This is a genomic window from Methylocystis sp. (genome assembly GCF_050246715.1).
Classification (GTDB): Bacteria; Pseudomonadota; Alphaproteobacteria; order Rhizobiales; family Beijerinckiaceae; genus Methylocystis.
On sequence record NZ_JBFWVN010000026.1, the window covers coordinates 15,817 to 42,407 of the forward strand.

Sequence of the window (26,591 nt, forward strand, 5' to 3'; positions counted from 1 at the left end):
CTGGCGGCTCTGGATTCCCGGTCGGGCCTTCGGCCTGCCGGGAATGACACGGACCAAGCGAACGGTTCTGCTGAGACGACCAACGCACAGCGCGGCGCCTGCGCGTCTCACATGCCGCCGACCACGGGTTCGCCGGCGTTGACCCAGGCGAGAATGCCGCCGCCGAAATGCGTGTTCGCGTCGCGTCGGCCCATGAGCCGCGCCTGCTCCATCGCCGACACCGAGCGGCGCCCCGATCGGCAGTAGATCACGAGTTTTTGTCCGTCGCCCGCGACAGGCAGCTGGCTCGGATCAAATTTCGACAGCGGATTAAAGATCGCGCCGGCGATATGGCCGGCCGCATATTCGTCCGCTTCGCGCACGTCGACGAGCAAGACCGCGCCCGTCGCGAGGCCTGCTTTCAGCTCTTCGAGGCTGATGTCGTTGAATGGACCGCTCATGATACTCAACCCTTTCGATGATCCTGCATAGTGTCCCTGGCGCATGCCGCCGACGTTTGACGCGCGCCTAACCCGTATTGCGCAAGCCCGCCGCGACGCCATTGATCGACATAAGGATGCCTTCGCGAATGTCTTCGCCGCGCTCGCCCGCGCGATGGCGGCGGATGAGCTCGACCTGCAGATAGTTGAGCGGCGCGATGTACGGGAAACGGTGCCTGATCGAGCGCGCGAGAGTCGGATTGTCGGCGAGCCGCTCTTTCGACCCGAGAATCTTTTCGAGCGCCTCATTGGCGCGCGTATGTTCCGCCTCGATCCTGCCGAAAATGCGCGCCGCGAGCGCTTTGTCCTCGACCAGTCCGGCATAGTGATACGCGATCGACATGTCGGTCTTGGACAGGATCATGTCGATGTTCGACAGCAGCGCGCGGAAGAACGGCCATTCCTGGCTCATCCGGCGCAGCAGCGCGAGCCGCGGCTTCTCGTCGGTCTCGATGAAATGCGCGATCGCTGAACCGAAGCCGTACCATCCGGGCAGCGCGACGCGCGCCTGCGCCCAGGAAAAGCTCCACGGGATGGCGCGCAGGTCCTCGATCCGGCGCGAGGGTTTGCGCGAGGCGGGACGCGAGCCGATGTTGAGCGAGGCGATTTCCGAAATCGGCGTCGACGAAAAGAAGAAATCGACGAAGCCTTCGGTCCCGTAGACAAGGCCACGATAGGCGGCCATGCCGGCCTGCGACAATTCTTCTGCCGCCTCGAGAAATTCCGGCGGCGGCGTTTTGTGCTCGGAGAGCAGCGTCGCTTCGAGCGTCGCCGCGACAAGAAGTTCGAGATTGACATGGCCGATCTGCGGATTGCCGTATTTCGCCGCGATCACCTCGCCCTGCTCGGTCAGACGGATCTGCCCGTTCACCGTGCCGGGCGGCTGGGCGAGAATAGCGTCATAGCTCGGTCCGCCGCCGCGCCCGACGGTGCCGCCGCGGCCATGGAAAAGGCGCAGGGTCACATTGGTCAGCGACGCGAAAAACTCCGCGAGCGCAGTCGAGGCGCGATAGAGCTCCCAGATGCTGGTTAAAATGCCGCCGTCCTTGTTGGAGTCGGAATAGCCGAGCATCACATCCTGCTGCCCGCCGGAATTGACCACGAGCTTCAGGATGCCGGGAAGCGCATAGAATTCCCGCATGATCGGCGCGGCGTTACGTAAGTCGTCGATCGTCTCAAACAGCGGCACGATGATGAGATCGGCGATGACGGCCTGCGCGTCGCGCGGATCGAGCGTGCCGCGCATCAAACCGCATTCTTTCTGCAGCAGCAGCACTTCGAGCAGGTCGCTGACCGTCTCGGTGTGGCTGATGATGTAATGGCGGATCGCCTCGTCGCCATAGAGCTGGCGCATCTCGCGCGCGCGCTCGATGATCGTCAATTCGCTCATGGCGCGTTCGCTATAGGTCGCGCCGGGCAGACGCGCCGGCCGCGGATCGCTGAGCAGCCGCATCAGCAATTGCTGTTTTTCAATCTCGGGCAGCGCGGCGTAATCGTCGACGATGCGGGCGATCTTGAGAAGTTCGGCGATGGTCTCCTCATGCCGATCCGAGCTTTGCCGCAGATCGAGCGTCGCCAGGTGAAAGCCGAAGACTTCGACGGCGCGGATCAGCGGCTCAAGCCGCTGGGTGGCGATGACCTCGCTCTGATGAACCCGCAACGATTCATCGATGGTGACGAGATCGGCGAGCAGCGCCCAGGAATTGGCGTAAGGTTCGCCCGGCGCGACGGCATGGCGCGCCGCCTGGCCGCCGGTAAGCTTCTCCAGCGTGCCGGCGAGGCGGGAATACACGCCGATCAGCGCGCGGCGATAGGGCTCGTCGTCGCGATGCGGATTGTCGTCGCCGGAACGCGCCGCCAGCTCTTCGAGCGCCTTGGTGCAGCCGGCGTAGCGCCGCGAAATCGAAAGCTCCGCGCCAAGCTCATGCACTTCGACGAGATAAAAGCGCAGCACGGTTTCGCATTGCATGCGCATCGCGGTCGACAACGACTCCGCCGTCACATTTGGATTGCCGTCGCGATCGCCGCCGACCCAGGCGCCCATGCGCAGGAAGGGCGGCACCCGCAATCCTTCGAGACGCTGTTCGATGTCGGCGTAAAGTCGTGGAATCTCGCGCAGGAAGGTGCTGCGATAATAGCTCAGCGTGTTTTCGATCTCATCGCGCACCGTCAATCGCGAATGACGCAGCAGCTCGGTCTGCCAGAGCTGTGATACCCGGGCGCGCAGCTGCATCTCGTTTTGCGCGCGCTCGGCCTTGCCGCGCATATGTTCGCGCGCGGCGAGCAGCTTGAAGATCGCATGTTCGGCGTCGAGCAGGCTCTTGCGGCGCACTTCGGTGGGATGGGCGGTCAGCACCGGCGAAATCCAGCCGTGCGCCAGCGCCTGAGCGATTTTTCCGGCGCCGACCGCGGCCTTGCGCAGATGCGCGAAGGTCGCGGCGAGGCTTGGCGCGCCGGCAAAGGCTCCCGAGCCGCTCGCTTGCGCGCGGGCGCGCTGCTGCAGCGGATGCAAATCTTCCGCGATATTGGCGAGATGCGAGAAATAGCTGAAGGCGCGGATGACGGTGCGCGCTTCTTCGGCGGTCAGCGAGCGCAACAGCGCGTCGAGATTTCTGTCCGCCTCGGCGTCGCCGTTGCGGCTCGCGGCGACGGAGAGCCGCCTGATCGTCTCGATGCGCTCGAAGGCGGCGGCGCCCTCATGTTCGCGAACCGCGTCGCCAAGCAGCCGACCGAGAAGGCGAATGTCGTCGATTAGGGATTCGTCGCCCTTCGCCGCGTCGGGCTCGGCGCCCGCGGCGGGAGTGAGCGTGGCGGATTTTTCCTGCGCCTGCGCTTCAAGCTGCATGCTGTCGCGACCTTTGAAACAATTCGCGCCTTTGCGCGCCTCTAGGGCAGCTATAGCAGGGTTCGTGCCCCTTTTCGATGCGGCGCTTGTTCGAGGCGGGCCGCCCGCGTATAGACTTCGGCGTAACGCTCATCTCGGCGCTTCTCGGCGCGAATGGTCAAGTCATGCTCGACACTACGGAAATAGCTATCTTCGCCGCGGTCGGCCTGGTCTTCGCCTTAGGCCTGATCGCGCTCTGCCGCTGGTCGGGCGCGCCCGCCCAGCGCATCGCGGCCTATGCGCTGATCGCGCTGTCCTTCCTCTATGTCGGCTTCGCCTTTCGCGCCGAAGAGCCCGGCCCCTGGGTCGGAGTCGAGATGACCGGCGTCGCCGTTTTCGGCACGTTCGCCGGCATGTCGATCATCGGTTCGCCGTGGTGGGTCGTCGCCGGCTTCGCGCTGCATCCGCTTTACGCCATCTACTTCCACTATATCGGCGCGGGATCGCTGTTCGCGCCCGCGCCCTTCGTGATCGCCAATGCGGCCTTCGACGTCGCCACCGCGCTCTTTGTCGCCTATGCCGCATTGCGCGGCGCGGGCAAGAAAACGATGGGCGCCGCCACGTCGGCGCCGCAGCGTAAGCTCGCCGCGCGCTCTCAGCATCGTTCGCAAAGCCGCGACGCCGGAGGCCCGGCGTGAACGCCCCGGTCGACTTCGCGCTGCGCTATGACTGGCGCGTCGAAGAAATCGTCGCCCTCCACGATCAGCCGCTGCTCGATCTCATCGCGCAGGCGAACGCCGTCCATCGCCGCTTTCACGACGTGAATGACGTGCAGAAGGCGGCGCTTCTGTCGATCAAGACCGGCGGCTGTCCGGAAGACTGTTCCTATTGCCCACAATCGGCGCATCACCGCGAGGTGAAGCTCGACCGCGTCGATCTCATGGAGACGGCGGATGTGCTCGCCGCCGCGAAGACCGCGCGCCAGGCCGGCGCCGATCGGTTCTGCATGGGCGCGGCGTGGCGTTCGGCGCCAGAGGGCAAGCGTTTCGACGCGGTGCTCGACATGGTGCGCGGCGTGCGCGCGCTCGGCATGGAGGCCTGCGTCACGCTTGGAATGATCAATGAGTCGCAAGCCAAGCGCCTGGTCGACGCGGGGCTCACCGCCTATAACCACAATCTCGACACCGGCCCGGAATTCTACGGCGAGATCATCACCACCCGCACCTATCAGGACCGTCTCGACACGCTAAAAGCGGTGCGCGGCGCGGGTCTGGAAATGTGCTGCGGCGGCATCATCGGCATGGGCGAAAGCGTCGCCGATCGCGCCGGCATGTTGCAGACGCTCGCCTCTTTCGATCCGCATCCCGAGAGCGTGCCGATCAATGCGCTGGTCGCCGTCGAGGGCACGCCGCTCGCCGGACGCGCGCGGATCGATCCGCTCGATCTCGTGCGGATGATCGCGACGACGCGCATCGTCATGCCGAAGTCGCGGGTGCGGCTCTCCGCCGGCCGCTCGTCGCTGTCGCGCGAGGCGCAAATTCTCTGCCTCGTCGCCGGCGCCAATTCGATCTTCTATGGCGAGAAGCTGCTGACGACCGACAATGCCGGCGTTAATGAGGACGATGCGCTGTTCGCCGCGCTCGCGCCGCGCGAGGCGCCCGCGCCGGCCACCTCATAAGCGCTCTCTTACGAATCGCCTGATCTGTTTGCTCGGCCTTGTCGTTCCCGGCAGGCCGAAGGCCTGACCGGGAATCCAGAGCCGAACCAGGAGCGCTGAGTTTGCTCTGGATTCCCGATCGCGCTTCGCGCGTCGGGAATGACAGCCGCGCCGTTCAAACGGAAGTCGTATCAATCGGGCCGAAAATCAGTTCGAAATTTCTGCGCAGCGCGGCGTCGACGGCGCGCATGTCCGCAGCCGCGCCGAGATCGGCGAGGCTGGTGACGCCGAGATGCGCCTCGCGCACGCCGCAGGGCGCGATGCCGGAAAAATGCGTCAGATCCGGCGCGACATTGAGCGCGACGCCGTGAAAGCTCACCCATTGCCGCAGGCGAACGCCGATTGCGGCGATCTTGTCTTCCGCCGTCTCGCCGTGCGGCCCTCTGGGCTTCTCCGGCCGCTCGACCCAGACGCCGACGCGGCCTGCGCGCCGCTCGCCCATCACGCCGAAGTCGGCGAGCGTCGCGATAATCCAGGCTTCCAGCGCGCAGACCAGAGCGCGCACGTCGCGGCGGCGGCGCGTGAGATCGAGCATGACATAGGCGACCCGCTGTTTCGGTCCGTGATAGGTGAACTGTCCCCCACGCCCGGTGCGAAAGACCGGAAAGCGGGCGTCGAGCAAATCCTGCTCTTTCGCCGAAGAGCCGCCGGTGTAGATCGGCGGATGTTCGAGGAGCCACACGCATTCGCGCGCTTCGCCAGCGGCGATCGCCGCCGCGCGCGCCTCCATGAAGGCGACCGCCTCTTCGTAAGGGACGAGCCCTTCGCTGACGCGCCACTCGACCGGCGGCGCGCCGATGGACGCGCGCATCGCCGAGGCGTCGACGGCGGGCGCAGGCGGGCAGGCGGTTTCGCTCATTCAGCCCTCGTCCAGATCGAATGGTAGATGTATATATTAGTTAGGTAGAAAGGTTTACGCATGTCCCTCAACATCAAGAACGCCGAAACCGAGCGATTGATCAATGAATTGGCGCGCCTCTCAGGGGAAAGCAAGACGGCGGCGGTGACGGCCGCGGTGCGCGAACGCCTGGCCCAGCTGCGCGCGAAAAAAGGCGCGCCGCTTGCCGAGCGGCTGGTCGCCATCGGCGAAGACTGCGCGTCGCGCCTCGATCGAAAGACGCTCGAACTCGATCATGATGCGCTGCTTTATGATCGCTATGGCTTGCCGAAGTGACCTTGCCGAAATGATCATCGACGCCTCCGCCCTGATTGCGATTTTGCGCGCCGAGCCGGAGGCGCTCGCTTTCGCTAAAGAAATCGCGACCGCCAAGACGCCTCGCATCTCGGCGGCGAGCTATGTCGAAGCCGCCGCCGTCATCGACTCGGCCGGCGACGCCGTGGCCAGTGCTCGGCTGGACGAGCTTCTCAACGAGGCCGGCGTCGTCATCGAGCCGGTCACGGCTGAGCAGGCGCGGCTCGCCCGCGCCGCCTATCGCGATTTCGGCAAGGGCCGCGGTCACAGGGCGAAGTTGAATTTCGGCGATTGTTTTTCATACGCGCTGGCGAAGGCCTATCGCGAGCCGCTGCTCTATAAGGGCGACGACTTCACCCACACCGATGTGCGAAGCGCCCTGTGAAGCGACGCCAGGAGTGCGCGGCCGCTTGTCATCCCCGAGGCGATTTGTTAGACGCAGCGCGCCGGCGCTTCGCGTTAAGCGAAGCGTCCTTGCGGCCGTGGCGGAATTGGTAGACGCGCTAGCTTGAGGTGCTAGTTGGGCAACCAGTGGAGGTTCGAGTCCTCTCGGCCGCACCAGATAGCCGGGAGCATTTGATTAACTTATTGAGAAACAAGAGATTATTCTAACGCCAGATTTTAGCTCTGTCCCAAATCTGTGACTTCCTTGTCCCAAATCCTGCCCCGAAAAAATTTGAGGGCCACCACGATGGCAGCCCCCAACGTCTTCCTAGCGCGTAGCGCCTTATAGGGGCAGAGCCCCCTTGATACCGGCCTGCGGGTAAGAGCCTACCCCACGCCTTGATACTCAATTTCGTTCCGCCTTTTGAGGTATCGGTTAGTCACCTCCCCGACAGCCTTGGCAATGTTCAACCCAAGCGAAGACCCCGAAGGCGCTGACCGCATTCACGTAAGAGTTGGTCTAAAACGATCAAACAAGGACCACCTGTCCTTCCAATCAGCGGGAAGCTCATTTGGATAAAACCGACGCTCCCAATTACTGGTGCCGTGTGCGCTGTGTGCGGCGCACAACCGTCCAACTTCCTGCTTCTCAGCAATCCAATATTGTGGAGGATCATTACTTTTGGTGCTGCCAAGCCACACGAATACACAAAGTTCACCAATAGGTCTAGTCTGCCATTTCTCATCAGTTTCTCTAAGAATGAAGCTGGCAGATCGATCCGGATGACAGGACTTCACCTGAACGTAGCAGATTTGTGACCCATCTTTACTACCAACCAAAATGTCATCATCTGAGAAGTTTTCCGGTAAGAGCGCGTTGGGAATGCCACGCTTTGACAGTTCAGCACAAACGAAGAGTTCGCCAGCGTGACCACCAAGCTTCTTGATCCACTGCGGAGTTCTCATTTACTAACCTTCAAGATGTGGATGGACCTGAGGTGAAATGGATAACCCGTTTAGCCTTAGACCTAGCCATAAATTTATGCTTCTCCTTTGACAAACAGATGATCGTAATATTCTCTAACACTAGACAACAATAGCTCTTTACGCAGTATCTCCCTAACCATTTTGCCTAGCATCTTATAGACTGAGGTTTGAGGCTTATAGGTATCCTTCACCTTCACAAGGTCCTCATGTCGTCTAAACTCCTGGTTAGCCCACGACGGCATCGTCTCCACGCTTACCCGATAGACTTCCCTTTCTTCCTCAACCTTAGCCCACCGAGCTACCATCTGACCAACGACTCTATTGGTGAAGCCATTGCGAACTGTAGGACCAAACACCTTGTCCATTCGACGGGTGTATAACTCGGCCGCCAGATAAAGCTGGATGATCGTCAGCGGATCACCCCGGCGCTTATGGAGGAAGTAGGCCAGGATGATTTCAGCCCTCGTTCGTTGGGTCATGCGCCGGTCGATTTTTCGAGGCGGAATAGCCATGCTAGGGGAAGCCGTGATCCGTCTCGCCGCCGCCCTAAGCCAGCTTTCAACGTTCACCGCCCCATGCTTCTCTCGCAGCCATTCGAGCATTCGCTCGCCTTCCGCCAGCATCCAGCGCCTTTCTTCGCCCCTTGGCATACGCAAGACCGGATGGCCTTTATCTTGGTGGGCGTTTTGATGGGCCTTACAGAAGCTCGAAATCCCCCGGCGCTTGGCCTCGCAGTTCGGAACGTCACATTTGATCTGTTCGTTGACGGATTGTTGAACCCTGATGCTGGCCCGCGCTCTCATCCGTGACGAGTCGGGTTCAACCGTCCATGATATATTGGTTGTCATTCTGCCTTTGTGTAATCTGTGGTTGTAAATAAGGTCATGGAGACGCCTTCGGGCGGCTAAGAAAGGTGGGCACTCAGGTGGGCACCCCCTCAAAAACCGCCTTGCGACGCCTTCATAACATGCTGATTTTCAATGATAAGTAAGAGTGGGCACTGGGCACTCCCCTAGAGAAGAACCTGTGGTGCCCACCTCTCGTTTTGATGTTCCAGATAGCCCTCGGCAGGCTTCGCCTTGCCTGCGTTGAGATAGCCCCTGCCCAGCATCTATGCCCGCCAAGCTCAACACGAGTGAGAACGCTCAGCGAGCCTCGGTGAATGGTCGAACTCCTTACCGGAGACGCTGGTAGAGCCTAATCAAAAATCGGCATCCTCATCGTCAACAAGGCTGGGCAAGGCGCTATCAGCCTTTGCTCGCCCAGCTTCATTCGCCCGCTGGTAAGCACTTGCCAACGCCGCCTTAACATCCGCTGGCGGACAGCTAAACATCGCCCGCACCTCGTCAGCCTCGATAAGCTCCTTGTCCAACCCGATGACAACCTTCTTCCAGATCGTCAAAGCGTTCAGATCAAACACCGCCTCAGCATTCCGCTTAGACAGCCGCTCATGCTCTCCCGCCTTCACAATCCTAACGACGCTCGCAAGCTTTTCATCCCGCTCAACTCCGTCAGCAATGGCATACCCAAAGCTCTCCATACTGACGACTCTGCTCGCCGTCTCAGGTGTCCTCTTAGCCCTACTCTTCTCAAAGCTGAGCCTGAACCGAGTAGCCTCGCCATCATCCTCATCAGCATTGAGCTTACCCAGTTGCATGATGCTGTCATAAATCACAGCGATTGCCGACGACCCCCGATAGGCGAACCCCTCCTTGTTGGCATGGTGAACCACGATCACGGAAACCCCTTGCCTCTTGAGCATGGAGATGAACCCATTGATCGCCCTGAACTGGACCGAGTTGTTCTCATCTTCCATCGACTCAGTCAGCGTCGAGAGATTATCGAAGATAACAAGCTCAACGCCCGCCTTCGCCGCATGATTGCCAATGATCTTGTGGTGTTCAGGGTTCGCTAAGTCGATAAACCCGTCATCATCCGGCTGACCCAGCCGAGCAAAGAGCGAGAAGTTCCTCCGCAGCGCCTCAACGTCGAGCCCTTCAATCCACCCGCCTTCAAGGATCGTCTTCATACGCTCCCGCAGGTCAGGCGTCGGCATCTCGCCATCAACGAAGAGAACGGTAGCCGGCTTTTCAACTCGCCAGTTCAGCCCCTTTATGGCCCCTCCGCCAGCAACCGCCATCGCAATCGTCAACGTGAGAAAGCTCTTCCCCAGCCCCGCAGGCGCATAGATCATCGCCGCATCGCCCACCTTGAACCAAGGCCAGAGCATCGTCTCACGGGGCGGAACATCGGCGTCCAACAACTCGCCGGCACTTGTAAGCCTAAGTTGACGCTTCCTAAACGGCTCAGGGACGTAGCGAGCATCGTCTAGCTGATTGACCCTCTGCCATTCCTGATGCTTCTCATATGCCTCCACAAGCTCAGCATCAGTCCCCAAGAAAGGCACAACATTCTTTCTGTTCAGTCCTTTAGTCTCTTGTCTTACTTCCCGCAGGACGGAGTCCAAGGACCCCTTGGCTAGCATGTTGCTGAACTTGTTAGTGGCATCGTCGCCTCTGTTTGAGCCTTCACCGAGTTTAGTCAACGGCTCGCAAAGCCCTTCTTCCCTCGCAGGAAGCTCAGGTGCTGCGCACTCAGTTACCTTTTTAACCTCTTTATATTCAGTCACTTATCTTCTCTCTTTTTCTTCTTGTTCTTATGCTCAAGCAGACTTCCGTCTGCGACCTCTACCGTCCTATCCTGCTTATTAACTTTCTGTAACCTAGCAGACAAAAGCAAATATAAACCGTAGCTTATGGATAGACTCAACTCACTCACTTACCTACTCGCTTGCGTTTCGCTAACGCTCACCAACTTAGCGAAGTCCTCAGGTGTTTGTTCAATCAAAAGCTCCAAGACAGACGACCTTGAGAATTTAGCTGCTTTACCGCCAGTAAACGCCTTAGCCTGCTTAGTATATTCCTTAGCTAACAGGTCAAGCTTCTCAACAACGCTTGGCTTGATCCTAGTCGTCAGAAAACCAGACTTAGTTTCCTTAGTCAGTTCTTGTAGTGTCATAGGTAGCGTCACAGCCTCCTTAGAAAGAGCATTCTTGTCCTGTAAAAGATTAGTCATTAGTTCACTTTTCCTTTTCTTGTCTTCGAACGAGTATGAGGATTAACGATGGATATGTGTCATTTGATGTTCCATCTAAGAGTGCAACCTTTTTATATCTCATTGATTTCTTTGTAGCTTATGTCGTCGCTTTGACGTCTCTGTAAATCTCGTCATAACCTATTGAAACGCAAGATAAATCTAACCTCTCAGAGCTTCTTTCAGTCAACCGTGAGGTCGTCGAAGGGAGCGCATCTACCGCTGCTTAGACCGACCCTCCTGAGAGCGTCAGCGAGCTTCCTGAGCGTAGGCTCTCAAGGCCCTGTAAAAGCCTCATCATGCGTCTTTCATTGGAGAGCGGGTAAGTAGCGTCGTCCCTCTTTTTGCCTCTCCTGAGGCTTAGCTTGCCGTCGCCTGACGGCTCCTGAGGCTCTAAAGGGCTATTGTCTGGAAGACCTCGGTCTAACGACCTCTGGTTCAGCCGCACCTAGCGGCGCTGAGCACCTTGTAGACCATCGCCCTCTTGCATCCGACCTTGGCGGCTATCTCAGTCGCCCCAACGCCTTGCGCCCTCAGTTCCCTAATCTTGTTGTGGTCAAGCTTCGCCGGTCGCCCCTTGTAAACGCCCTCGGCCTTGGCCTTCTCAATTCCAGCCCGCTGGCGTTCCTTGATAAATCCAAGCTCCATCTCAGCGACCATCCCCAACACCGTGAGGACCATCTTGCCCATCGGCCCAGCGGTGTTCACCTCCGGCTCAAGCACTCTCAGGCTTGCGCCCTTCTGCTCAAGCTCATGAACAAGGTTGAGAACGTCTCTGGTAGACCTCCCAAGCCTGTCCAGCTTGACGACTGCGAGTTGGTCTCCTGGCCTAATGAAGTCCATTATGGTCTCAAGCTCACTCCGGCCCTCTCTGGACCGCCCTGAGACCTTCTCTTGCCGAATGACCTCACACCCCGCAGCCTTAAGCCGCTCAACCTGAGTATCAGTCTTCTGGTCACTAGTGCTAACCCTCGCATAGCCAATGATCGTCATAACCTGTCTCTCTATGTCTACTTTGAGCACACCCTTGGTAGGTGTCTACTGAGCCTCTGAAAGGCGTCTACCTTGGGTCAATAATTGTTTAGTAGACGACACGACTCCTGTAGTCAAGAGTCAAAGTAGACAGATCGCTCGGCACACGGTGCAAAAGAGTCGCTAGATTGGCGCTGGAAGAACCACGATCGATTGGAGGCTGGAATGGCTCTCAAGCTTCTTGTGGACACTTGCGTATGGCTCGATCTGGCAAGGGACCATCGAGAAGCACCAACCTTGGACGCTCTCCATGATTTGATCGAAGCGAATGAGCTTGAGCTAATCGTCCCCCAGCTTGTTCTCGATGAGTTTGATCGCTGTAAGGGCCGTGTGATCACCGACTCTAGGCGGAGCCTCCAATCCCACATTCGGATGGTGAGAGATGCGGTCAACCGCTTCGGAGATGAGGCGAGCAAGGCAGAGACACTGAGGGCGCTGGGCGAGATTGATCACAAGATCGTTACCAATGGTGATGCAGTGAACGACGGCGTGGGCCGTGTTGAAGCACTGCTGAAATCAGTGCCTCCAATCGCCACAAGCTGCGTCGTGAAGCAGCGAGTGACAGAGCGAGCAATCGCGCGAATGGCACCCTATCACCGAGACAAGAATAGCGTCGGCGATGCAATCTTGATCGAAATTTACGCCGATCTTTTGATTTCCAGAAAAACCGAACCTGGCCGCTTCGCCTTCGTCACTCATAATACCAATGACTTTAGCGAAGTGGCGGGAGACAGACGCAAACCCCACGCCGATATTGCTAATCTATTTACGTCGCCAGACTCCACCTATTGGGTGTCGATGGTCAATCTCTTACACTGGCTCGACCCTGACCTGCTCGCTGACCATCAAGCGGAGTTTAACTACTCTCAGCAACCAAGGGGTCTCTCCGAAATTTTAGAAGCAGAGCATCTGCTCTTTCGACAGGTCTGGTATAATCGCCACTGGAACCTGCGATGTGAGATTGAACAAGGCACTCACCATGTAGTGAGCGAGAAAGATTATTCGAGAAACCCTTATCGCAATGACCAAACGCTGGACACTGTATGGGCGCAGGCGTTGGAAGCCGCCAAGCGAACCGAGGAAGATATTGGTCCTGAGAACCTCGGCCCTTGGGATGACTTCGAGTGGGGCATGATTAACGGGAAACTATCGGCGCTAAGGTGGGTGTTGGGAGATGAGTGGGATATGCTTGATAGCTGAGAGGCGAAGCCACTCGCGCCTGACGAGATTGCCAGAGCCTTCCCGGTCCACATTGAATAGACCGGGCCACCCAGGCGGGGGAAAGAGTAGCGGAGCTAATAGCGTATGGGCTCGGAGAAATTCTTTGCAATTTTGAAGGCCGCTTGAACGGTCTTCCGGTCCGTAATAGCAGCAAGGTGACCACTCACTCTTAAAACTTTCATTCGCTATAGGCACTGGACCGGGAGCGAACTTTGGCCAGCAATAACTTGCCCGCTCCAATCGAAGAATTGAACGTTGAAGCGGAAGTCACCGAGCGTGGCCTCAAAGGCGTCGTGCGAAGCCGAGCCATTGTAGCCATCGATCGACTAGTGGGTAATCTCATCGACGTTCCGAGCGTCTATCTTGAAGCCCTCAAGCGACGCATTGAAATTCGTGCTGCTGTGAAGGACGCTCTTATTGAAAGCGAAGGGCGCGCAGCCCTAGAGAAACTGGAAAGGAAGCCTGAGATTGGGGACAGAGTGGTTGACAGCTTCCTTCGAAAAGAAGCCCGCCGCCAAGAAAATCAGGAAGCCGTCGCACGTAAGACTCTCGACGAACTTGCGGCGCTCCCTCCCCCCTACGATGTCTGCGAGGATGATGACAAACCGCTGGACGACGACTGGCTAAACTTATTCAGCGCCTACGCTGAAAACGCTTCAAGCGAGCGCCTTCGAATTATGTGGGGCCGGGTCTTGGCCGGGGAGATTAGAAAGCCCGGCAGCTTCTCCCTTGCGACACTCAGGTTCATTTCCGAATTGGACAAGGATATTGCATCAGCCTTTCAAGAAGTTGCACGAACTCGCTTCAACGAAATGTTCATCCCGACGCCCGCTGGATTAAAAGACGAAAGCCTCTTCCAACTCTCATTCCTAGAGGAGGTTGGGCTACTTCAAGGAACTCATGGTTATTTAGCCACTTCTTTTAATAAAGCAGCAGATGGCTATGTCTATATCACTACAGTCGAACCTAAATTCCAATCAAAATCGCTTAAAATTAAAGTGGCTCACGAACAAATTGACATACATGTAGTCAAGTTGACTAGGATTGGGCGAGAAATAGCATCCATTCTTCCCGAAGAAGACCAGTCTACTGCTTTGGAGGCGATTGCAGAGCAGCGTCTCCCAGGCGTTATTTCGATTGAACTTTGCCAGCTAACAGGGAGGCAAGGCGACACAGCATCCTGGATCACCGTCAGAACCATCAAGAGTAGCGACAACTGAGTCTCAAGGGGTGGTTACGCCTAGCCCTCAGAGCGGGTTGCGTGGCTCAACGCGCCAACCTGAAATTGCTCCGAGCCTCTAACCAGCTTGGGCAAGCCCTCGCCTCTATTGAAAAGCCGGCCACCCTGACGGGGAAACGATTAGCGAAGCTAATATCAGTTAAGGTCGCAAACTTTCCTGTAATTATTGAAGGGCCTTTGCTCCTACGGGAGATGAATGTTGAAGTGACTAAGCAAAGGCTTCAACACTTGGTAAGCCGGCCCTAACGAGGCAATAAACTTCGTGGTTTCTGCGAGAGAGCGTAAACCTGACGCAATCTTTAGGCTGTTGCTATGAGGTTTTTCTGCCTCGGTCTTCGTATCAACCACCAATCCCTTCAAGTCATCTAGATTGCCGATGGACCGATTTTCCGGCTTCTCTAGCTCTTGTAGGCAGAAGTCGAGTGCCGAGACCACTTGCTGCTTTAGGCTAGCGTCAATGTGCTGGTGAACAGTAGCTTGGCTTCCGTCACCCGTCTGGACAAGCCCCACAGCGCCATGAATTGTTATATTCGGCCCGGTCTTCGAGGTTGAGCGATTGGCAGCAGCCGCTGCGAGTTCAAGTTCCGTCTTCATCTTGTCAATCAATCTCTGCGCCTCCTCGTTTAACTTGCGGCTTGCCCCCCAGGACCTGACGCATATCCGGGTCTTGCTGATAGCTTTTGGGCCAACGATGTTGCCTGCACCGTTATCGACTCCCGTATGAGGTCTGACGCCGCCAATACAGTTGCGGAGTCGAGAACGATATTGTGAGCGGCAAGGCATCGTAGCAGCTGGCCAAGTATGTAATGCGCTCTGGTCCTTAGTGAGTGCCGTGCTTCTTCCAGCGATAGCACCGTCAGCGCGCTATGTCCCGCCCCGCCTACTGCCGCTGCCCGTCGAGTCGTAGCAGCCATGGCCTCATCCAAGGCTCGATCCATGTCGAACATTTCATGCTCAACTACCTTAAAGAAATGTCCTTTTGCTTCTTCTGTTATCAAACCAGCCTCCAATGCGGGTTGCTGACCACCCTGAAATCCAGCTTGAACTTCATCGTCATACAAGCGCCAAGGCAAGGCGCAGGGAGAACCCCACGCCCCGCCTTCCTGCATATCCATCACCTAAGGCGCAAGGCACTCCTTCCCTCGCTGGAAGCTCGTGTGCTGCGCACTCGCTACGCGCTCGCAAAGCAGGTAGGACCTGCCGGAGAAAAAGCCCAAGCCACCAAGCCCTTCTGGTAGACCCTCTGCTTAGCCTCGTTAAACACCGGGCTTAACTCCAACAGCCTTTCCTTCTCATCCATCCAAGGTCCAAGCTCAGCCGCCTGTTCCTCAACCTCATCTCCATAATGGGGCTCATAGTTCTTGATGTAGTCTTCAATGGTTATATATGCACCGCTCATGTGCAGTTTCCTATAGTGTTTAGCAAAAGCACTTATAGATGTAATCCATGAGTGCTAGGATTGTCAACTGAAATATTACTGCTATAATTGTAGTTGTTACTAATAGTCAACTGTTACACTGTTGTAGTAGTTGTTTTGTTGGTATGATTAGTCATTAAAGCCGCATGCCTAAAGCTTTATCTAACGCCTCGCTCAGCTTTGGCAGCCAATATCCATCCCCGTAACCTTCTGACACCTGTCCCCGGCTATGCCCCAAGATTGCATCCTGCAAACCGGGATCAATCAATGCGTTCCTCAGCTTGTCCTTCATGCGATGGCGAGTCGAGTAAGCCGTAAGTTTCGGATCGGCGATCTTGAGCGTTTTGCGAATGAGCTTATTCTGTAAGGCTGACAGGGCATCCTCACCCCTTGATCGTGCATAGCGAGAGAATAGGGCCTTCCCTACGTTCCTAACATCACTGCCCTTGGCTTCCTTGACAGCTTCCTTACGAGCTTCGGCGAGTGCCTCAGACGCCGCCATAAGCGCAGGGCCGAGCAACGGGACAACTCTCTGACTTATCGCCCCCGTCTTGAGTATCGGCCTTGTCGAGTTGGGCCTGATGACAATGTGAGGTATCGGCTCTTCAAGCTTCACGTCCTGAACCTCAAGGCCAGTTATCTCGCCTGTCCTCGCCCCTGTGTAAGCCATCAAGACCGTGCAATGCTTCGCTTCTGCATTCATCGTTTGAGTTGCTGCGCTGAGGTATGCATCTAGCTCAGCATCCGTGAACGACCGGCGCTTGTCTCGTTTGCTCTCAGCGTCCTTGATGGCTAACCCTGCGAACGGGTTCTTGACATCTAGCTCCCATTCCGTGATGGCAAAGTTGAACACCGCTCTGACAGCTTGAAGGCTCCTGTTGACGGTCTGAGGACTCAACGCAGTCCCATCCCTCAAGTCCTTCCTTGTCGTCAGCAGATAGTCACGAAACTTGCGCGCATCGTCACGCCTAACCTCAGTGAGCGGCCTGTCTCCCTTGAGCGAAGCGATTAAATACCGTCCATTCCGTTGAACAAGTTGCTCAAACTGTTTGGCCTTTGCATCACTCCGCTGACCGGGTTTGTTTTTCTCTTGGAGATAAAGGTTCACGGCATCCCTGACGGACGGAACGGGGCGCTTGAGGCTTCCCTGTAGCGCAGCGATCTTCATGCTGGTGAGCGGATCGGGCTTGCGCTGATACCCGTCAACCAGAGCGTCTGCATAATCCATGCGATCATGAAATTCTTGCTCAGGAACTTGCCCACGCCTGAGAGGTTTGTTCTCCCAATCCAACGAGTGCAGCCATGCAAGCGTATCGTCGTAAAGCGTGAGCGCCGATGCTGATCCCCCGGCCTGACCAGCGAGCGATTGTTCAGCAACGAGGAAGCGTCCCTTCCATTCCTCATGCAGCCGCATCGCCATAACGAGCGCCTTCCGATGATCTTTCGTCTTGAGCGATTGCTTGACCTCTCGTTTGCCGATGGCCGTTCGCAACTTCTCAGGAACGGCAAGCCTGAACGAAAAGACGCCGGTCTTGGGACTTTGCTTGAGATAGTTGGGAAGTCGCATTTGAAGGGAAACCGGGGCCGCTGGGCCGAGTTATGGACCGAAAGCTTGTCCCAAATCTAGGAGTGAAGTCAACAATATCAATCATTTCAAAGCATAATGAAAGCCATTTGAAACCTCTCGGCCGCACCAAGGTTAGCGCCCCAAACGCGCCCGAAATTTCGGCGCCGCAGCGGGCAAACATCAGCCACATTCCCGGACGCAATATGCTTGCGCTGGCGCTTGGTCAGCACGAGCCGCCCGCCAGATCTCGCTAAGGCGCGAAGGCGCCAGTTTCGCGAGGCTTTCAGGCGGGGTTTGACCCCGGCTCTTGTCGTTCAACCGCGCCCGGAGCGGGAAGCATGGCTGTATCGTTGAGAGAACGCGGGGCGCCGCCCAAGACCGACAATATCGAAACGCGCGCCCGCTATGCTTGGCATGATATCGAGGCCGACTGGCGCGTGGCGTCGCCTAGGCCGATCGGGCCGCGCCGCCCATCCTATTCGATGGACGCCGATCGCAATTTCGAAAAGGTCGAGCGCTTCTTCTATTTCGGCGCGGCGGCGCTGGTGATCGTCGGAACTGCGATCGTCGTCATCTCGGCGTTCTCGGGCGAGCTGCCGCAAAATCTTGATCCAGATGATTCGCTGACGCCTCAAACGGTCGTCTCTTCCGGGGCAGCGAGCGTGGCGACGCCGCATGCGCAGCCGATGAATTTGCGGTCGCATGAACAGCCGGTCTCGATCGTCGCCGGGCCGGTGGAGCCCGCGCCGGCGCAAGACCCTGCCGCCGCGCTGCTTTTGGAGCCGGAAGCCGCGTCGCAGGCGCCGAACGCCGTCGCGCCATCGGTCGCGAACCCCGCTCCCGAACCGGAATCGCTCAATGGCGGCGTCGCGGGCCTTCCCGCATCGGCGCAGGGCGGCGCGGCGGATGGCGCGTCCGAGACGGCGATGAGCGCGCCGGACAAAGAGGCTGCTGCGCCGCAAGCGCGAACAGGCAAATGCTACATCAGGATCTCCGGACGCGTGCTCGAAGGCTCCGCCTGTCAAATCTCGCGAAACGGCGGCGCGGTGACCTTCCAATATTCCGGTCAGACCCTCACGCTTACGCCGGTCAAGGGCAAAACCTGGTCCGCCGCTCTAGCTGGCAGGAAGCTCGGCAACGTATACAAGAGTGGCTCCTGCTGGGCGTCGAGAAGCGCCTATATCTGCGACCGCGGCGCGCGCTGAACGGCGTTCGGCCCGGCTTTAAGGACCGCCGGTTTTCGGCGCCGGCTCCGGCGCGCTGTGCTCATTCGTCTGCGGCGCCAGCTTTGCCTTTGGACCAAGGGTCTTGGCGATGATCGGCTCCGTCGTCGACGTCCAGTCCGGACCGGCGTTGACGATCGGGGTCGGCGTATCGCCCGGTCTGATGTGGACAAGCGAATAGCCGCGCTTCTTCAGCTCGCGCAGAAACTCGGGCAGCATCTGCGCGGTGATCGCCTGAGAGTCATGGAAGAGCACGATGCCTTTGCGGTTCTTTTCGAGCCGCGACAGCACGAGATCGAGTTCGGCCTTGGGCGTCATTTTTGACCAGTCCGAGGCCCAGAGATCCGAGCCGAACACCGTGTAGCTGCGACTTTCGAGATCGGCGACGAGTTCGGGCGTGTCGGCGAATCCCGGAAATCGGAAGAAGGGCGCGGCCTTCGCGCCGAGCGCCTTGTCCACGGCGGCGATCCCCTTCTCAATGTCCGCCTTGGCGGCGGGTTCGCTCATCAGCCTGAGGGTCTTCTCCGGATGGCTGTAGGAATGATGGGCGATGGTGTGGCCTTCCGCGGCGGCGCGTTTCACTAGAGCCGGCAGGCTTTCCGCATTTCGGCCAATCAGGAAGAAGGTTGCGCGCGCGCATTCCTTGGCGAGCGCATCGAGGACTTGCGGCGTCGGACCGGCCGGCCCGTCGTCGAAGGTGAGAACGACCTCGTGGTCGTGCAGATCGAGCGTGCGTGGATAGGTTTGCAGGCCGACTGCCGTTCCCTTTGAGCGATCGATGTCGATCACGCGCGAAACGCCAAGCGCGTCGGGCCCGCAAGCGGGCTCCGCCGCCGCGCCGCTCGGGGTCGCAAAAAGGCCGGCGAAAAGGCACGCCAGAAGGAAGGAAGACGTGAGTTGGGGCGCGGCGGCGGCCGGCGCTTTGCCTTTATTCATGATGGGAAAAGTCGCGGTCATCGTGGCTTACCGGTTTGATTTCTCGCGCCCGCGGGTTAAGAGCGCGACCATAATATAGCGCGGGACCGCCTATGCCGCTCGATCATGAAGATACGGCGACCGCCGCCGAGGACTTCCGCGACAACCGGTCCGCGTCTCATAGTCGCGAATTCGTCCTGGACGTCGAAGGCGCCATTGCGCTCGGCGACGCTGAGCGCGTTCGCGAACTCGTCGGCGACCTCCATGAGGCGGACCTCGGCGCGCTGCTGGAGCTCCTGAGCCACGAGGCGCGGCCGCGGCTCGTCGAATTGATGGGCGCCGACTTCGACTTCACCGCCCTGATGGAGGTCGGCGAAGCGACCCGCGAGGAAATCTTAGAAGAACTCCCGGTCGAGACCCTTGTCGAAGGCGTGCGCGAGCTAGAAAGCGACGACGCCGTCGCTATTCTCGAGACTCTCGAACCCAAAGAACAGGCCGAGGTTCTCGAAGCGCTGCCGGCGCAGGAACGCATCGTCCTGCGCCGCTCGCTGGATTATCCAGAAGATTCGGCCGGCCGCTTGATGCAGACGACCTTCGTCGCCGCGCCGCCCTTCTGGACGGCGGGACGTGTTCTGGATTTTTTTCGGGAGAGCGGCGAGGAAAATCTTCCCGAGAGCTTCTTCGAAGTCTTCGTCGTCGATCCGAGCTACCATCTGCTCGGCACGGTTTTCCTTGACGCGCTGGTGCGCGCCAAGCCCGACGCGCGGCTAGAAGAAATCATGCAGGAGGATCGGCGGCGAGTGAAAGCGAAGGAGGACGGCGCCGAGGCGGCGCGCCTTTTCGAACGCTACAATCTCGTCTCCGTCCCCGTCGTCGACGAATCTGAACGGCTCGTCGGCGTTCTCACCATCGACGATATCGTCGACGTGATCCAGGAGCAGGCGTCCGAGGAAATCCTGGCGCTTGGCGGCGTCAACCCCGAGGAAGAGCTGACCGACGATTTCTGGTGGATCGCCCGGAGCCGCTTCACCTGGCTTTCGGTCAATATGCTGACCGCCTTCATCACCTCCTCGGTGCTCAAGACCTTTCAGTCGCAATTGGAGCAGATGGTCGCGCTGGCGGTGCTCGGGCCGATCGTCGCCGGGCAGGGCGGCAATTCCGCCACGCAGACCATGACCGTGGCTGTAAGGGCGCTGGCGACCCGCGAACTGACCCGCGCCAACGCCTTCCGGATCATTGCGAGGGAACTCGCCATCGGCGCGGTCAATGGCGCGGCCTTTGGCCTGGTCACCGGAATCGTCGCCGCCAACTGGTTCCATAATGTCGGGCTCGGCCCGGTCATGGCGCTGGCGATGTTCACCAATCTCGTCGCCGGCGCATTTGGCGGCATCGTCGTGCCGCTCGCCTTCGACAAGCTGAAGTTCGACCCGGCGGTCGCGTCCGGGCCTTTCGTGACGACGATCACCGACGTGATCGGCTACGGGGCTTTCCTTACAATCGCCAGTTTGTGGTTCCATTTGAACTGAGGCGTGTTGGCGCGTTTACGTTCCGTTACCGCCTGTGGAGATAGTTTGGCGACATGCGCTCGTTGAAATGTTTTCCCTCGGTCTGGTCCGCCCTTGCCTGCGCCGGGCTGGCGGCGGCGACGCTCGCCAGCTGCGGCAGCTCCTTCGATCCGAGCATGTCGCGCCGGCCGCGGCTGCAGACCAGCGCGCCGCTGATCAACCCCAAGCGCGACCCGAGCTTCCTCGCCTATGCCGTGCCGGAGACGGAGCTCCATAAATTCCCCGCCACGCGCAGCGCCGAATTCGCCGTCCATGGCATCGATGTGTCGAAATATCAGGGGAATATCGACTGGGAGCAGGTGAGGGACGCGGGCGTCTCCTTCGCCTTCATCAAGGCCACGGAAGGCGGCGACCGGGTCGACTCGAAATTCGCTTATAATTGGGCGGCGGCGAAGGCGGCCGGCGTGCCGCGCGGCGCCTATCACTTCGTCTATTGGTGCCGCCAGCCGCAAGAAGAGATCGGCAATTTCGCCAGCGTCGTGCCCAACGAGCCCGACGCGCTGCCGCCGGTTCTCGACGTTGAGGCGACGCCGACGTCGCGCAGCTGCAAACGCACGCTCTACCGCGAGGAAGCGCTGCGCGACATGAAGGCGATGCTCGAACAGATGGAGCGCCACTACGGCAAGAAGCCGATCATCTATTCATCGGTCGACTTCTACCAGGCTATTCTGCATTCGAACGCTCTCGCCGAATATCCGATCTGGGTGCGCTCAACGAAATATCATCCTAAGGTGCGCTACGGCGACCGCCAATGGACCTTCTGGCAGTATCGCTCGGACGGGCGCATTCCGGGCATCACCGGCGCGGTCGATCAGAACACGTTCAACGGCTCCGCCGATCAGTGGCGCAGCTGGCTCGCCTCGGCCGCCGGCCTGCGGGCGGGGCCGATCGCGACGGCGCATAAGCAGGTCGACGACCGCGCCGCCAATAAGCTCATCGAGGACGATCCGGCGATGTTGTCGGGCGCCGAAAAGAACGCCTATGACCGGGAGCCCAGCGCGCCGGTGCCGCCGGGCTCGATCCGATAGATCGCGCTGCGTTTAGGCGGAATCGCCTAAACGCAGATGAGGTGATCGATTCCAAAAGTTTAGAGCGCGCTCTGCGCGAAAAACCGGTTCCCACTTTTTCGCAGCGCGCTCTTGGCGAGAGGGCTAAAGGGGTAGCCAGACGCTCGGATTTCGCGTATAGGCCCCGGGTCAGTTTCCGCGGCGCGGCGTTCTCGCCTGCGCGGCTACCTTATAAGAGAGAATAAATGGCTGTTCCGAAAAGAAAAACCTCGCCGATGAAGCGAGGCTTCCGTCGCTCCGCCGACGCGCTGAAGGCGCCGACCTATGTCGAGGACAAGGACTCCGGCGAGCTGCGTCGCCCGCATCACGTCGACCTCAAGACCGGCATGTATCGCGGCCGTCAGGTGTTGAAGCCGAAGTCCGTCGAAGAATAATCGCGCCGACGGTTAACGAAAATAAAAGCGGGCCGCAGGGTTCGCTTTTTTACTTTGGCGACGCCCTGAAATAATTGAATCGGTTGCTGGAGTTTTGGCGAGCCTGGAGGCTCGCATTCCAAGGCCGGATTATCCCGGACCGGGAGCCTCGAGGCACGCATGTTTGGCGCATTTAATTCGCCGCGCCGACTTAACGTCGCTGCTGGGCGGCCGCGAGCAGCGGCAGCAGCAGCGCGCGCGGCGTCGCCGCAGAACCAAAGATCAGCGCCCGGTTCACCCATCCCGGCACGATCACCCGCCTGCCGGCCATGAGGCCCTCATAGCCCTGGCGCGCGACCTCCGCCGCCGGCAGCATCGCGGGCTTCATCGCCGCCATCAGCCCTTCATAATGCATCCCCGCCCGCGCCTGAAAGCCGGTGCGCACCGGACCGGGGCAGAGGCAGGCGACCTTTACGCCTTGCGGCTTCAGTTCCTGCGACAGCGCCTCGCTGAACGAGCGCACATAGGCCTTGCTGGCGTAATAGACGGCGAAGCCAGGCCCCGGCATGAAGGCGGCGACCGAAGCGACATTGAGCACCCCGCCTTTCGCCGTGACGATTGAGGAGAGAAAGCGCAGGGTCAGCGCGGTCAGCGCCCGCATATTGAGATCGACGATCGCGAGCTGCTCGGCGGCGTCGAGTTCCATCGCTCGGCCCATCAGGCCGAAGCCCGCGTTGTTGACGAGATATTGCGGCGCGACGCCTTCCTCGGCGAGACGCTCATCCAAACGTTGAGCGGCGCCCTCGGCGGTCAGATCGAGTTCGATCGGCAGCGGACGGACGGCCCCAGCGGCGGCGATATCATCGGCCAGCGCCTCCAGCCGCTCGCCGCGGCGGGCGACGAGGGCCAGCTCATGGCCCTTGGCGGCGAAGATTCGGGCAAGCTCGGCGCCGATCCCGTCCGACGCGCCGGTGATGACCACGACCGGACGGGTCACCGGCCGCTATCCTTGCCACGCGACCAAGGGCCACTTGGGCCGCTCGCGCCGCTTGCGCCAGGGTCGGCGGCGTCGCGGGCCTCGCGGCGCAGTTCGACGCGGTCGCGGGTCGAGACGCCGAGCAATTCGGCGACGCGCCAGACGACATTCTCCTCGAATTCATGCACCGCGCCGTCGGCATGGGCCATGTCCCAGAGCATGCCGACGATCTGCCGGCGCCCTTCCTCGTCGAGCCGGCGTTTGAGGACGCTGGTGAAGCGATAAAGATCGACCGCGTCGGCCTCGCTCTCGCGCGCCGCCTGGATCAGTTCGGCCGCCTCGTCGCCTTCAAGGCCGAAACGCGCTTCGACAAGCTGCCTGATGCGGGCCTTCTCGCTGTCATCGAAGTCGCCGTCGACCGAGGCGATATGGACGAGCAGCGCCGCGGCGGCGAGCTGATAGTCGGCGGCTTCAAAGGGCTTCGGCCCCTCGGCCTCGCCGGTGAGTTCGCTGATGAAGTTTTTGAGGGCTGAGAGCATGGGCGGCGAGGCTAGCGGGGCGGGAGCTGCGTTGCAAATCCGTATAGATCAGGAGGCGGGGGAAGGGCAGCTAGCGGGACTGGTCAAGTTGTTCCCTCTATCACCCGGACGCGCTTACTCCCGTTGGATGAGCTGAAGCAACGACAAGGATCGGCCATGACGCTGCAAGCTGATTTCACCAGCCAGGAATATTTCCGTAACCCCGCCGCAGGCATCGAGAGGTTGAGGACTTCCGGGCTCGTCGTCGAAGTGAGGTTCCCGATCGTCGGCAAGGTGTGGATCACAACGACGCAGGAGTTGGCAGCCAGAGTTCTGAAAGAGAGCGAGACGTTCACCTTACGCGAGGAGAGCGGGACGATCGCCGGGCTCCGATGGTGGATGCCCGGACTGATCCGCACTTTTGCCGACAATATGCTGACGATGGACGAACCGGATCACACGCGGTTGCGCGGTATCGTGGACGAAGCCTTTCGCCGGCAGGCGGTTCTCGAAATGGAACCGCGCATTCTCGCCATCGCTGACGAGCTCGCCGATCAGCTATTCGCCGCTGGAAGCCCCGCCGATATTGTCGAGAGATATGCGCGGAAGCTGCCGCTTTCTGTCATCTGTGAGCTCTTAGGTCTGCCGCAGTCCGACAGGTCGAAGTTCATGGCCTGGACCAACAGCTTTACGCGCATAACGGGGGTCGTTGGCTTTCTAGGCTTGATCCCGGCTTTGGCCGCGATGAAACGCTATCTCGAGCAACGCCTGAAGATCGCGCGCGAGCAGGGTGGCGAGGGCCTGATCGCGGAGCTTGTTCGCGTCGAGAAAGAAGGCCGGCGTATCAGCCCCCGCGAGATGGTGGTCATGGTGTTTCTGCTGCTTGGGGCAGGCACTGAGACAACCACGCACCTGATCAGCGGGTCTGTTTACGAGCTGATACGGAAACCGAGCCTGCGCGATTGGCTCGCAGACGACTGGAGCCGCGCCAATCTCGCGATCGAGGAGTTTCTTCGGTTCATCTCGCCTGTGCAGTTTTCCAAGCCGCGCTTTGTGCGAAAAGACGTAGATCTTGGGGGAGTTCGGGTGAAGAAGGGCGAGAAAATAATGGCGATGCTGGCGGCTGCCGACATGGACCCGGACGCGAACGAGCATCCCGAGCGGCTCGATCTCGAAAGACGCCCCAATCGGCATCTCGCCTTTGGCGCGGGCATCCACTTTTGCCTTGGCCACCAGCTCGCACGCATCGAAGGCAAGTGCGCATTGCAAGCGTTGTTCAGGCGCTGGCCGAAACTCGAGATGGCTGTGGCGGACTCGGAAATTCGATGGCGGGGACGGCCAGGTCTCAGGGCCATTGCAAGCCTGCCCGTGGTGGCGCCCCCGCAATGATGGCGCACGGCGTCGCAAAACAAAGAGAGAAGCCTGCCCACGCCGGATATTAACATAAAGAAATCTTTATATCTTTATTGCCCTTCTCGGTTGCCCCTGCTACAGGCGTGCGCCGAGCCGCTGGGCTGGACCAGCGACGGGAATTCGGTTGAGCCGTTCCGGCGTGTCATTCCCGGCGGGCCGCAGGCCCGACCGGGAATCCAGAGAAGCTCCAGCCATGCTGGCTTTGCTCTGGATTCCCGATCGCTTCGCTTGCGCGAAGCGTCGGGAATGACATCCGGGTCGTTCAACTGTGATGGGACTTCTGCTGCTGATGACCGAAGCGGTCATTCGTTGGGCCGTCGCCTGAGACACTCTCGGTTTCTTGCAGCAAACTTTTGCCCGCCAGAAAACCCTATCGCCGCCATTACCAGCGCCGCCGGCATGGGCTCACGTCATTTGCATTCGCGCGATCAACTTGCATGCGACGTCGCCGAGCCGACGCGCAAAGTGTTCCAACGAGTATCTCTCTTCGTATAGCGCGCGCGTATCGCTCGCCACCAAGTCGCTTCGTTCGTGCATTGCGCGACACCTGACCATGGTCGCGGCGAATTCGTTGGCGTCATCCGCAATGTAGACGTTGCGCAGCTGTGACGGATCGATCTCCATGCCTCTGAACGCCTTCGACGTCGCGATGATCGGCAGTCCGCTGGACAGGGCTTCCACAGTCTTAATTGAAAGGCCGTGCCCTTCTCTTGTCGGGAGGAGAATGATCGCCGCGTCGGCGTAGGCGGTCTCTATATCGGCTATCCTGCCACGGAAAAGATTGCGATGTTTTTCAAACAACGGCCGGTCGCGCCTTTTCACGCCATCGGCGATGTCGCCAAAAATCGAAATCGACATTTCAGGCACATGCGGCACAATATATTTCAGGAACCATCGGACGCTGAGGTAGTTGGCGGCGTTGTCGGCTGCGACAAAAATCGCCTGATCCCCATTGGGGTGGGGAGCCACGGGCGTTATCGACGGATAGATCAGCTCGTGACGAGATTGAGGGAGAAGCTGGTCGAACGTCGCATGCTCTTCCCAATTCAAATGAATGCAAACGTCGGCGCGCCTGAGCCAGTCGAGTTCAGTCGTGAGCATGCTGTTATAGCGAACATGCGGCGGGATGCTAAATCCAGCGCGATTCCGTAACTCGTACTGCCGAGCCTGTATGTCGTGAGTGTCCAGCACGACGGGAATGCAGCGCCTTTCGCGCATTCTTTCGACGAATGGCATCACGAAGAAATGGTTGGCGTGGATCAGGTCAATGACGGTTGTATCGAGTCATCCGTGAAGAACTCGCAAGGCGTTGACGTGACGAAGTTTTGAGACCTGCGGAAGTAATCGTTTCCGCAGGTTTTCGCTGCGCGGGATGCTGTTTGCTTGCAAATTGATCCGGCGCCGCTGT

The 26,591-nt window shown here is 59.3% G+C and carries 26 protein-coding genes and 1 tRNA gene; 12 read left to right on the forward strand and 15 right to left on the reverse strand.

Translation table 11 applies throughout. The features are described from left to right. Nucleotides 1-107 precede the first annotated feature (107 nt). Nucleotides 108-440, reverse strand: coding sequence for a rhodanese-like domain-containing protein (locus AB7I51_RS09860; protein WP_428404132.1), 333 nt, complete (start codon nt 438-440; stop codon nt 108-110). A 67-nt stretch (nt 441-507) separates the two neighbouring features. Further along, nucleotides 508-3,324: a phosphoenolpyruvate carboxylase gene (gene ppc, locus AB7I51_RS09865; protein ID WP_428404131.1), complete on the reverse strand. Its 2,817-nt coding sequence runs from the start codon at nt 3,322-3,324 to the stop codon at nt 508-510. An 86-nt stretch (nt 3,325-3,410) separates the two neighbouring features. Here ppc and AB7I51_RS09870 point away from each other — a divergent pair, with 86 nt between their 5' ends. Both AB7I51_RS09870 and bioB read left to right on the forward strand, forming a co-directional pair. After that, nucleotides 3,411-4,001 (forward strand): PTS sugar transporter subunit IIA, encoded by a 591-nt coding sequence (locus AB7I51_RS09870; protein WP_428404130.1) that lies wholly within the window; start codon nt 3,411-3,413, stop codon nt 3,999-4,001. Next, on the forward strand, nt 3,998-4,981 hold the full coding sequence (bioB, locus tag AB7I51_RS09875; protein ID WP_428404129.1) for a biotin synthase BioB: 984 nt from the start codon (nt 3,998-4,000) through the stop codon (nt 4,979-4,981). The genes AB7I51_RS09870 and bioB overlap by 4 nt, the downstream gene beginning before the upstream one ends. Before the next feature lie 154 nt (nt 4,982-5,135). Here bioB and lipB read toward each other — a convergent pair whose 3' ends face one another. Continuing rightward, nucleotides 5,136-5,831, reverse strand: a complete 696-nt coding sequence (lipB, locus tag AB7I51_RS09880) for a lipoyl(octanoyl) transferase LipB (protein WP_428404149.1) — start codon at nt 5,829-5,831, stop codon at nt 5,136-5,138. A 108-nt stretch (nt 5,832-5,939) separates the two neighbouring features. Between lipB and AB7I51_RS09885 the strand changes: the two genes are divergently transcribed. From AB7I51_RS09885 to AB7I51_RS09895, 3 genes are all read left to right on the forward strand, one after another. After that, complete coding sequence (locus AB7I51_RS09885; protein WP_428404128.1) at nt 5,940-6,194, forward strand: type II toxin-antitoxin system VapB family antitoxin; 255 nt, start codon at nt 5,940-5,942, stop codon at nt 6,192-6,194. Beyond that, nucleotides 6,178-6,597, forward strand: a complete 420-nt coding sequence (locus tag AB7I51_RS09890; protein WP_428404127.1) for a type II toxin-antitoxin system VapC family toxin — start codon at nt 6,178-6,180, stop codon at nt 6,595-6,597. The genes AB7I51_RS09885 and AB7I51_RS09890 overlap by 17 nt, the downstream gene beginning before the upstream one ends. A 91-nt stretch (nt 6,598-6,688) precedes the next feature. Continuing rightward, nucleotides 6,689-6,773, forward strand: a tRNA-Leu gene (locus AB7I51_RS09895). Nucleotides 6,774-7,100: 327 nt separating this feature from the next. On the opposite strand, the gene AB7I51_RS09900 is transcribed toward AB7I51_RS09895, so the two are convergent. The 5 genes from AB7I51_RS09900 to AB7I51_RS09920 all read right to left on the reverse strand — a co-directional run bounded on the left by AB7I51_RS09900 (nt 7,101) and on the right by AB7I51_RS09920 (nt 11,669). Further along, the gene (locus AB7I51_RS09900) at nt 7,101-7,562 is read right to left on the reverse strand and encodes a hypothetical protein (RefSeq protein WP_428404126.1); all 462 of its coding nucleotides are present in this window, start codon (nt 7,560-7,562) and stop codon (nt 7,101-7,103) included. 74 nt (nt 7,563-7,636) lie between these two features. Then, complete coding sequence (locus AB7I51_RS09905) at nt 7,637-8,431, reverse strand: hypothetical protein (protein WP_428404125.1); 795 nt, start codon at nt 8,429-8,431, stop codon at nt 7,637-7,639. Nucleotides 8,432-8,784: 353 nt separating this feature from the next. After that, entirely contained in the window at nt 8,785-10,212 is a 1,428-nt protein-coding gene (locus AB7I51_RS09910; protein ID WP_428404124.1) for an AAA family ATPase, read from the reverse strand. Between the two features lie 149 nt (nt 10,213-10,361). After that, the gene (locus AB7I51_RS09915; RefSeq protein ID WP_428404123.1) at nt 10,362-10,658 is read right to left on the reverse strand and encodes a hypothetical protein; all 297 of its coding nucleotides are present in this window, start codon (nt 10,656-10,658) and stop codon (nt 10,362-10,364) included. 456 nt (nt 10,659-11,114) lie between these two features. After that, a complete protein-coding gene (locus tag AB7I51_RS09920; RefSeq protein ID WP_428404122.1) occupies nt 11,115-11,669 on the reverse strand; it encodes a recombinase family protein in 555 nt (184 codons plus the stop codon). Nucleotides 11,670-11,873: 204 nt separating this feature from the next. Between AB7I51_RS09920 and AB7I51_RS09925 the strand changes: the two genes are divergently transcribed. Both AB7I51_RS09925 and AB7I51_RS09930 read left to right on the forward strand, forming a co-directional pair. Next, on the forward strand, nt 11,874-12,908 hold the full coding sequence (locus AB7I51_RS09925; RefSeq protein WP_428404121.1) for a PIN domain-containing protein: 1,035 nt from the start codon (nt 11,874-11,876) through the stop codon (nt 12,906-12,908). Between the two features lie 233 nt (nt 12,909-13,141). Further along, complete coding sequence (locus AB7I51_RS09930) at nt 13,142-14,149, forward strand: DUF2806 domain-containing protein (RefSeq protein ID WP_428404120.1); 1,008 nt, start codon at nt 13,142-13,144, stop codon at nt 14,147-14,149. Between the two features lie 203 nt (nt 14,150-14,352). On the opposite strand, the gene AB7I51_RS09935 is transcribed toward AB7I51_RS09930, so the two are convergent. The 3 genes from AB7I51_RS09935 to AB7I51_RS09945 form a co-directional block, all read right to left on the reverse strand. Then, nucleotides 14,353-14,775, reverse strand: coding sequence for a hypothetical protein (locus AB7I51_RS09935; protein ID WP_428404119.1), 423 nt, complete (start codon nt 14,773-14,775; stop codon nt 14,353-14,355). Between the two features lie 565 nt (nt 14,776-15,340). Then, nucleotides 15,341-15,568 (reverse strand): hypothetical protein, encoded by a 228-nt coding sequence (locus AB7I51_RS09940; RefSeq protein ID WP_428404118.1) that lies wholly within the window; start codon nt 15,566-15,568, stop codon nt 15,341-15,343. Nucleotides 15,569-15,722: 154 nt separating this feature from the next. Next, on the reverse strand, nt 15,723-17,153 hold the full coding sequence (locus tag AB7I51_RS09945; protein WP_428404117.1) for a DUF6538 domain-containing protein: 1,431 nt from the start codon (nt 17,151-17,153) through the stop codon (nt 15,723-15,725). A 338-nt stretch (nt 17,154-17,491) separates the two neighbouring features. Between AB7I51_RS09945 and AB7I51_RS09950 the strand changes: the two genes are divergently transcribed. Next, complete coding sequence (locus tag AB7I51_RS09950; RefSeq protein ID WP_428404116.1) at nt 17,492-18,358, forward strand: hypothetical protein; 867 nt, start codon at nt 17,492-17,494, stop codon at nt 18,356-18,358. 18 nt (nt 18,359-18,376) lie between these two features. Here AB7I51_RS09950 and AB7I51_RS09955 read toward each other — a convergent pair whose 3' ends face one another. Then, nucleotides 18,377-19,312 carry a polysaccharide deacetylase family protein gene (locus AB7I51_RS09955; RefSeq protein WP_428404115.1) on the reverse strand — a complete coding sequence of 312 codons (936 nt, stop codon included), beginning with the start codon at nt 19,310-19,312 and terminating at the stop codon, nt 18,377-18,379. A 92-nt stretch (nt 19,313-19,404) separates the two neighbouring features. Here AB7I51_RS09955 and mgtE point away from each other — a divergent pair, with 92 nt between their 5' ends. The 3 genes from mgtE to rpmF all read left to right on the forward strand — a co-directional run bounded on the left by mgtE (nt 19,405) and on the right by rpmF (nt 22,297). Further along, nucleotides 19,405-20,817: a magnesium transporter gene (gene mgtE, locus AB7I51_RS09960; RefSeq protein ID WP_428404114.1), complete on the forward strand. Its 1,413-nt coding sequence runs from the start codon at nt 19,405-19,407 to the stop codon at nt 20,815-20,817. A 53-nt stretch (nt 20,818-20,870) separates the two neighbouring features. Then, on the forward strand, nt 20,871-21,884 hold the full coding sequence (locus AB7I51_RS09965; RefSeq protein ID WP_428404113.1) for a glycoside hydrolase family 25 protein: 1,014 nt from the start codon (nt 20,871-20,873) through the stop codon (nt 21,882-21,884). Between the two features lie 224 nt (nt 21,885-22,108). After that, nucleotides 22,109-22,297 carry a 50S ribosomal protein L32 gene (gene rpmF, locus AB7I51_RS09970; RefSeq protein ID WP_428404112.1) on the forward strand — a complete coding sequence of 63 codons (189 nt, stop codon included), beginning with the start codon at nt 22,109-22,111 and terminating at the stop codon, nt 22,295-22,297. Nucleotides 22,298-22,487: 190 nt separating this feature from the next. Here rpmF and AB7I51_RS09975 read toward each other — a convergent pair whose 3' ends face one another. Continuing rightward, nucleotides 22,488-23,273 carry an SDR family NAD(P)-dependent oxidoreductase gene (locus AB7I51_RS09975; protein ID WP_428404111.1) on the reverse strand — a complete coding sequence of 262 codons (786 nt, stop codon included), beginning with the start codon at nt 23,271-23,273 and terminating at the stop codon, nt 22,488-22,490. Then, nucleotides 23,270-23,791 carry a TerB family tellurite resistance protein gene (locus tag AB7I51_RS09980; protein WP_428404110.1) on the reverse strand — a complete coding sequence of 174 codons (522 nt, stop codon included), beginning with the start codon at nt 23,789-23,791 and terminating at the stop codon, nt 23,270-23,272. Before AB7I51_RS09980 ends, AB7I51_RS09975 begins: the two co-directional genes overlap by 4 nt. A gap of 156 nt (nt 23,792-23,947) precedes the next feature. On the opposite strand from AB7I51_RS09980, the gene AB7I51_RS09985 reads away from it, so the two are divergent. Then, a complete protein-coding gene (locus AB7I51_RS09985; protein WP_428404109.1) occupies nt 23,948-25,159 on the forward strand; it encodes a cytochrome P450 in 1,212 nt (403 codons plus the stop codon). A 429-nt stretch (nt 25,160-25,588) separates the two neighbouring features. Here the strand turns inward: AB7I51_RS09985 and AB7I51_RS09990 are convergent, their stop codons facing one another. Beyond that, nucleotides 25,589-26,401 (reverse strand): glycosyltransferase, encoded by an 813-nt coding sequence (locus tag AB7I51_RS09990; RefSeq protein ID WP_428404108.1) that lies wholly within the window; start codon nt 26,399-26,401, stop codon nt 25,589-25,591. Nucleotides 26,402-26,591: the final 190 nt, after the last annotated feature.

Coding starts and splice junctions, on each gene's coding strand:
- AB7I51_RS09860 (WP_428404132.1), bottom strand. CDS start 440: ATGAGCGGTCCATTCAACGACATCAGCCTCGAAGAGCTGAAAGCAGGC.
- ppc (WP_428404131.1), bottom strand. CDS start 3,324: ATGCAGCTTGAAGCGCAGGCGCAGGAAAAATCCGCCACGCTCACTCCC.
- lipB (WP_428404149.1), bottom strand. CDS start 5,831: ATGCGCGCGTCCATCGGCGCGCCGCCGGTCGAGTGGCGCGTCAGCGAA.
- AB7I51_RS09885 (WP_428404128.1), top strand. CDS start 5,940: ATGTCCCTCAACATCAAGAACGCCGAAACCGAGCGATTGATCAATGAA.
- AB7I51_RS09890 (WP_428404127.1), top strand. CDS start 6,178: ATGGCTTGCCGAAGTGACCTTGCCGAAATGATCATCGACGCCTCCGCC.
- AB7I51_RS09900 (WP_428404126.1), bottom strand. CDS start 7,562: ATGAGAACTCCGCAGTGGATCAAGAAGCTTGGTGGTCACGCTGGCGAA.
- AB7I51_RS09905 (WP_428404125.1), bottom strand. CDS start 8,431: ATGACAACCAATATATCATGGACGGTTGAACCCGACTCGTCACGGATG.
- AB7I51_RS09915 (WP_428404123.1), bottom strand. CDS start 10,658: ATGACTAATCTTTTACAGGACAAGAATGCTCTTTCTAAGGAGGCTGTG.
- AB7I51_RS09920 (WP_428404122.1), bottom strand. CDS start 11,669: ATGACGATCATTGGCTATGCGAGGGTTAGCACTAGTGACCAGAAGACT.
- AB7I51_RS09925 (WP_428404121.1), top strand. CDS start 11,874: ATGGCTCTCAAGCTTCTTGTGGACACTTGCGTATGGCTCGATCTGGCA.
- AB7I51_RS09940 (WP_428404118.1), bottom strand. CDS start 15,568: ATGAGCGGTGCATATATAACCATTGAAGACTACATCAAGAACTATGAG.
- AB7I51_RS09945 (WP_428404117.1), bottom strand. CDS start 17,153: ATGCGACTTCCCAACTATCTCAAGCAAAGTCCCAAGACCGGCGTCTTT.
- AB7I51_RS09950 (WP_428404116.1), top strand. CDS start 17,492: ATGGCTGTATCGTTGAGAGAACGCGGGGCGCCGCCCAAGACCGACAAT.
- AB7I51_RS09955 (WP_428404115.1), bottom strand. CDS start 19,312: ATGAATAAAGGCAAAGCGCCGGCCGCCGCCGCGCCCCAACTCACGTCT.
- mgtE (WP_428404114.1), top strand. CDS start 19,405: ATGCCGCTCGATCATGAAGATACGGCGACCGCCGCCGAGGACTTCCGC.
- AB7I51_RS09965 (WP_428404113.1), top strand. CDS start 20,871: ATGCGCTCGTTGAAATGTTTTCCCTCGGTCTGGTCCGCCCTTGCCTGC.
- rpmF (WP_428404112.1), top strand. CDS start 22,109: ATGGCTGTTCCGAAAAGAAAAACCTCGCCGATGAAGCGAGGCTTCCGT.
- AB7I51_RS09980 (WP_428404110.1), bottom strand. CDS start 23,791: ATGCTCTCAGCCCTCAAAAACTTCATCAGCGAACTCACCGGCGAGGCC.
- AB7I51_RS09985 (WP_428404109.1), top strand. CDS start 23,948: ATGACGCTGCAAGCTGATTTCACCAGCCAGGAATATTTCCGTAACCCC.
- AB7I51_RS09990 (WP_428404108.1), bottom strand. CDS start 26,401: ATGCGCGAAAGGCGCTGCATTCCCGTCGTGCTGGACACTCACGACATA.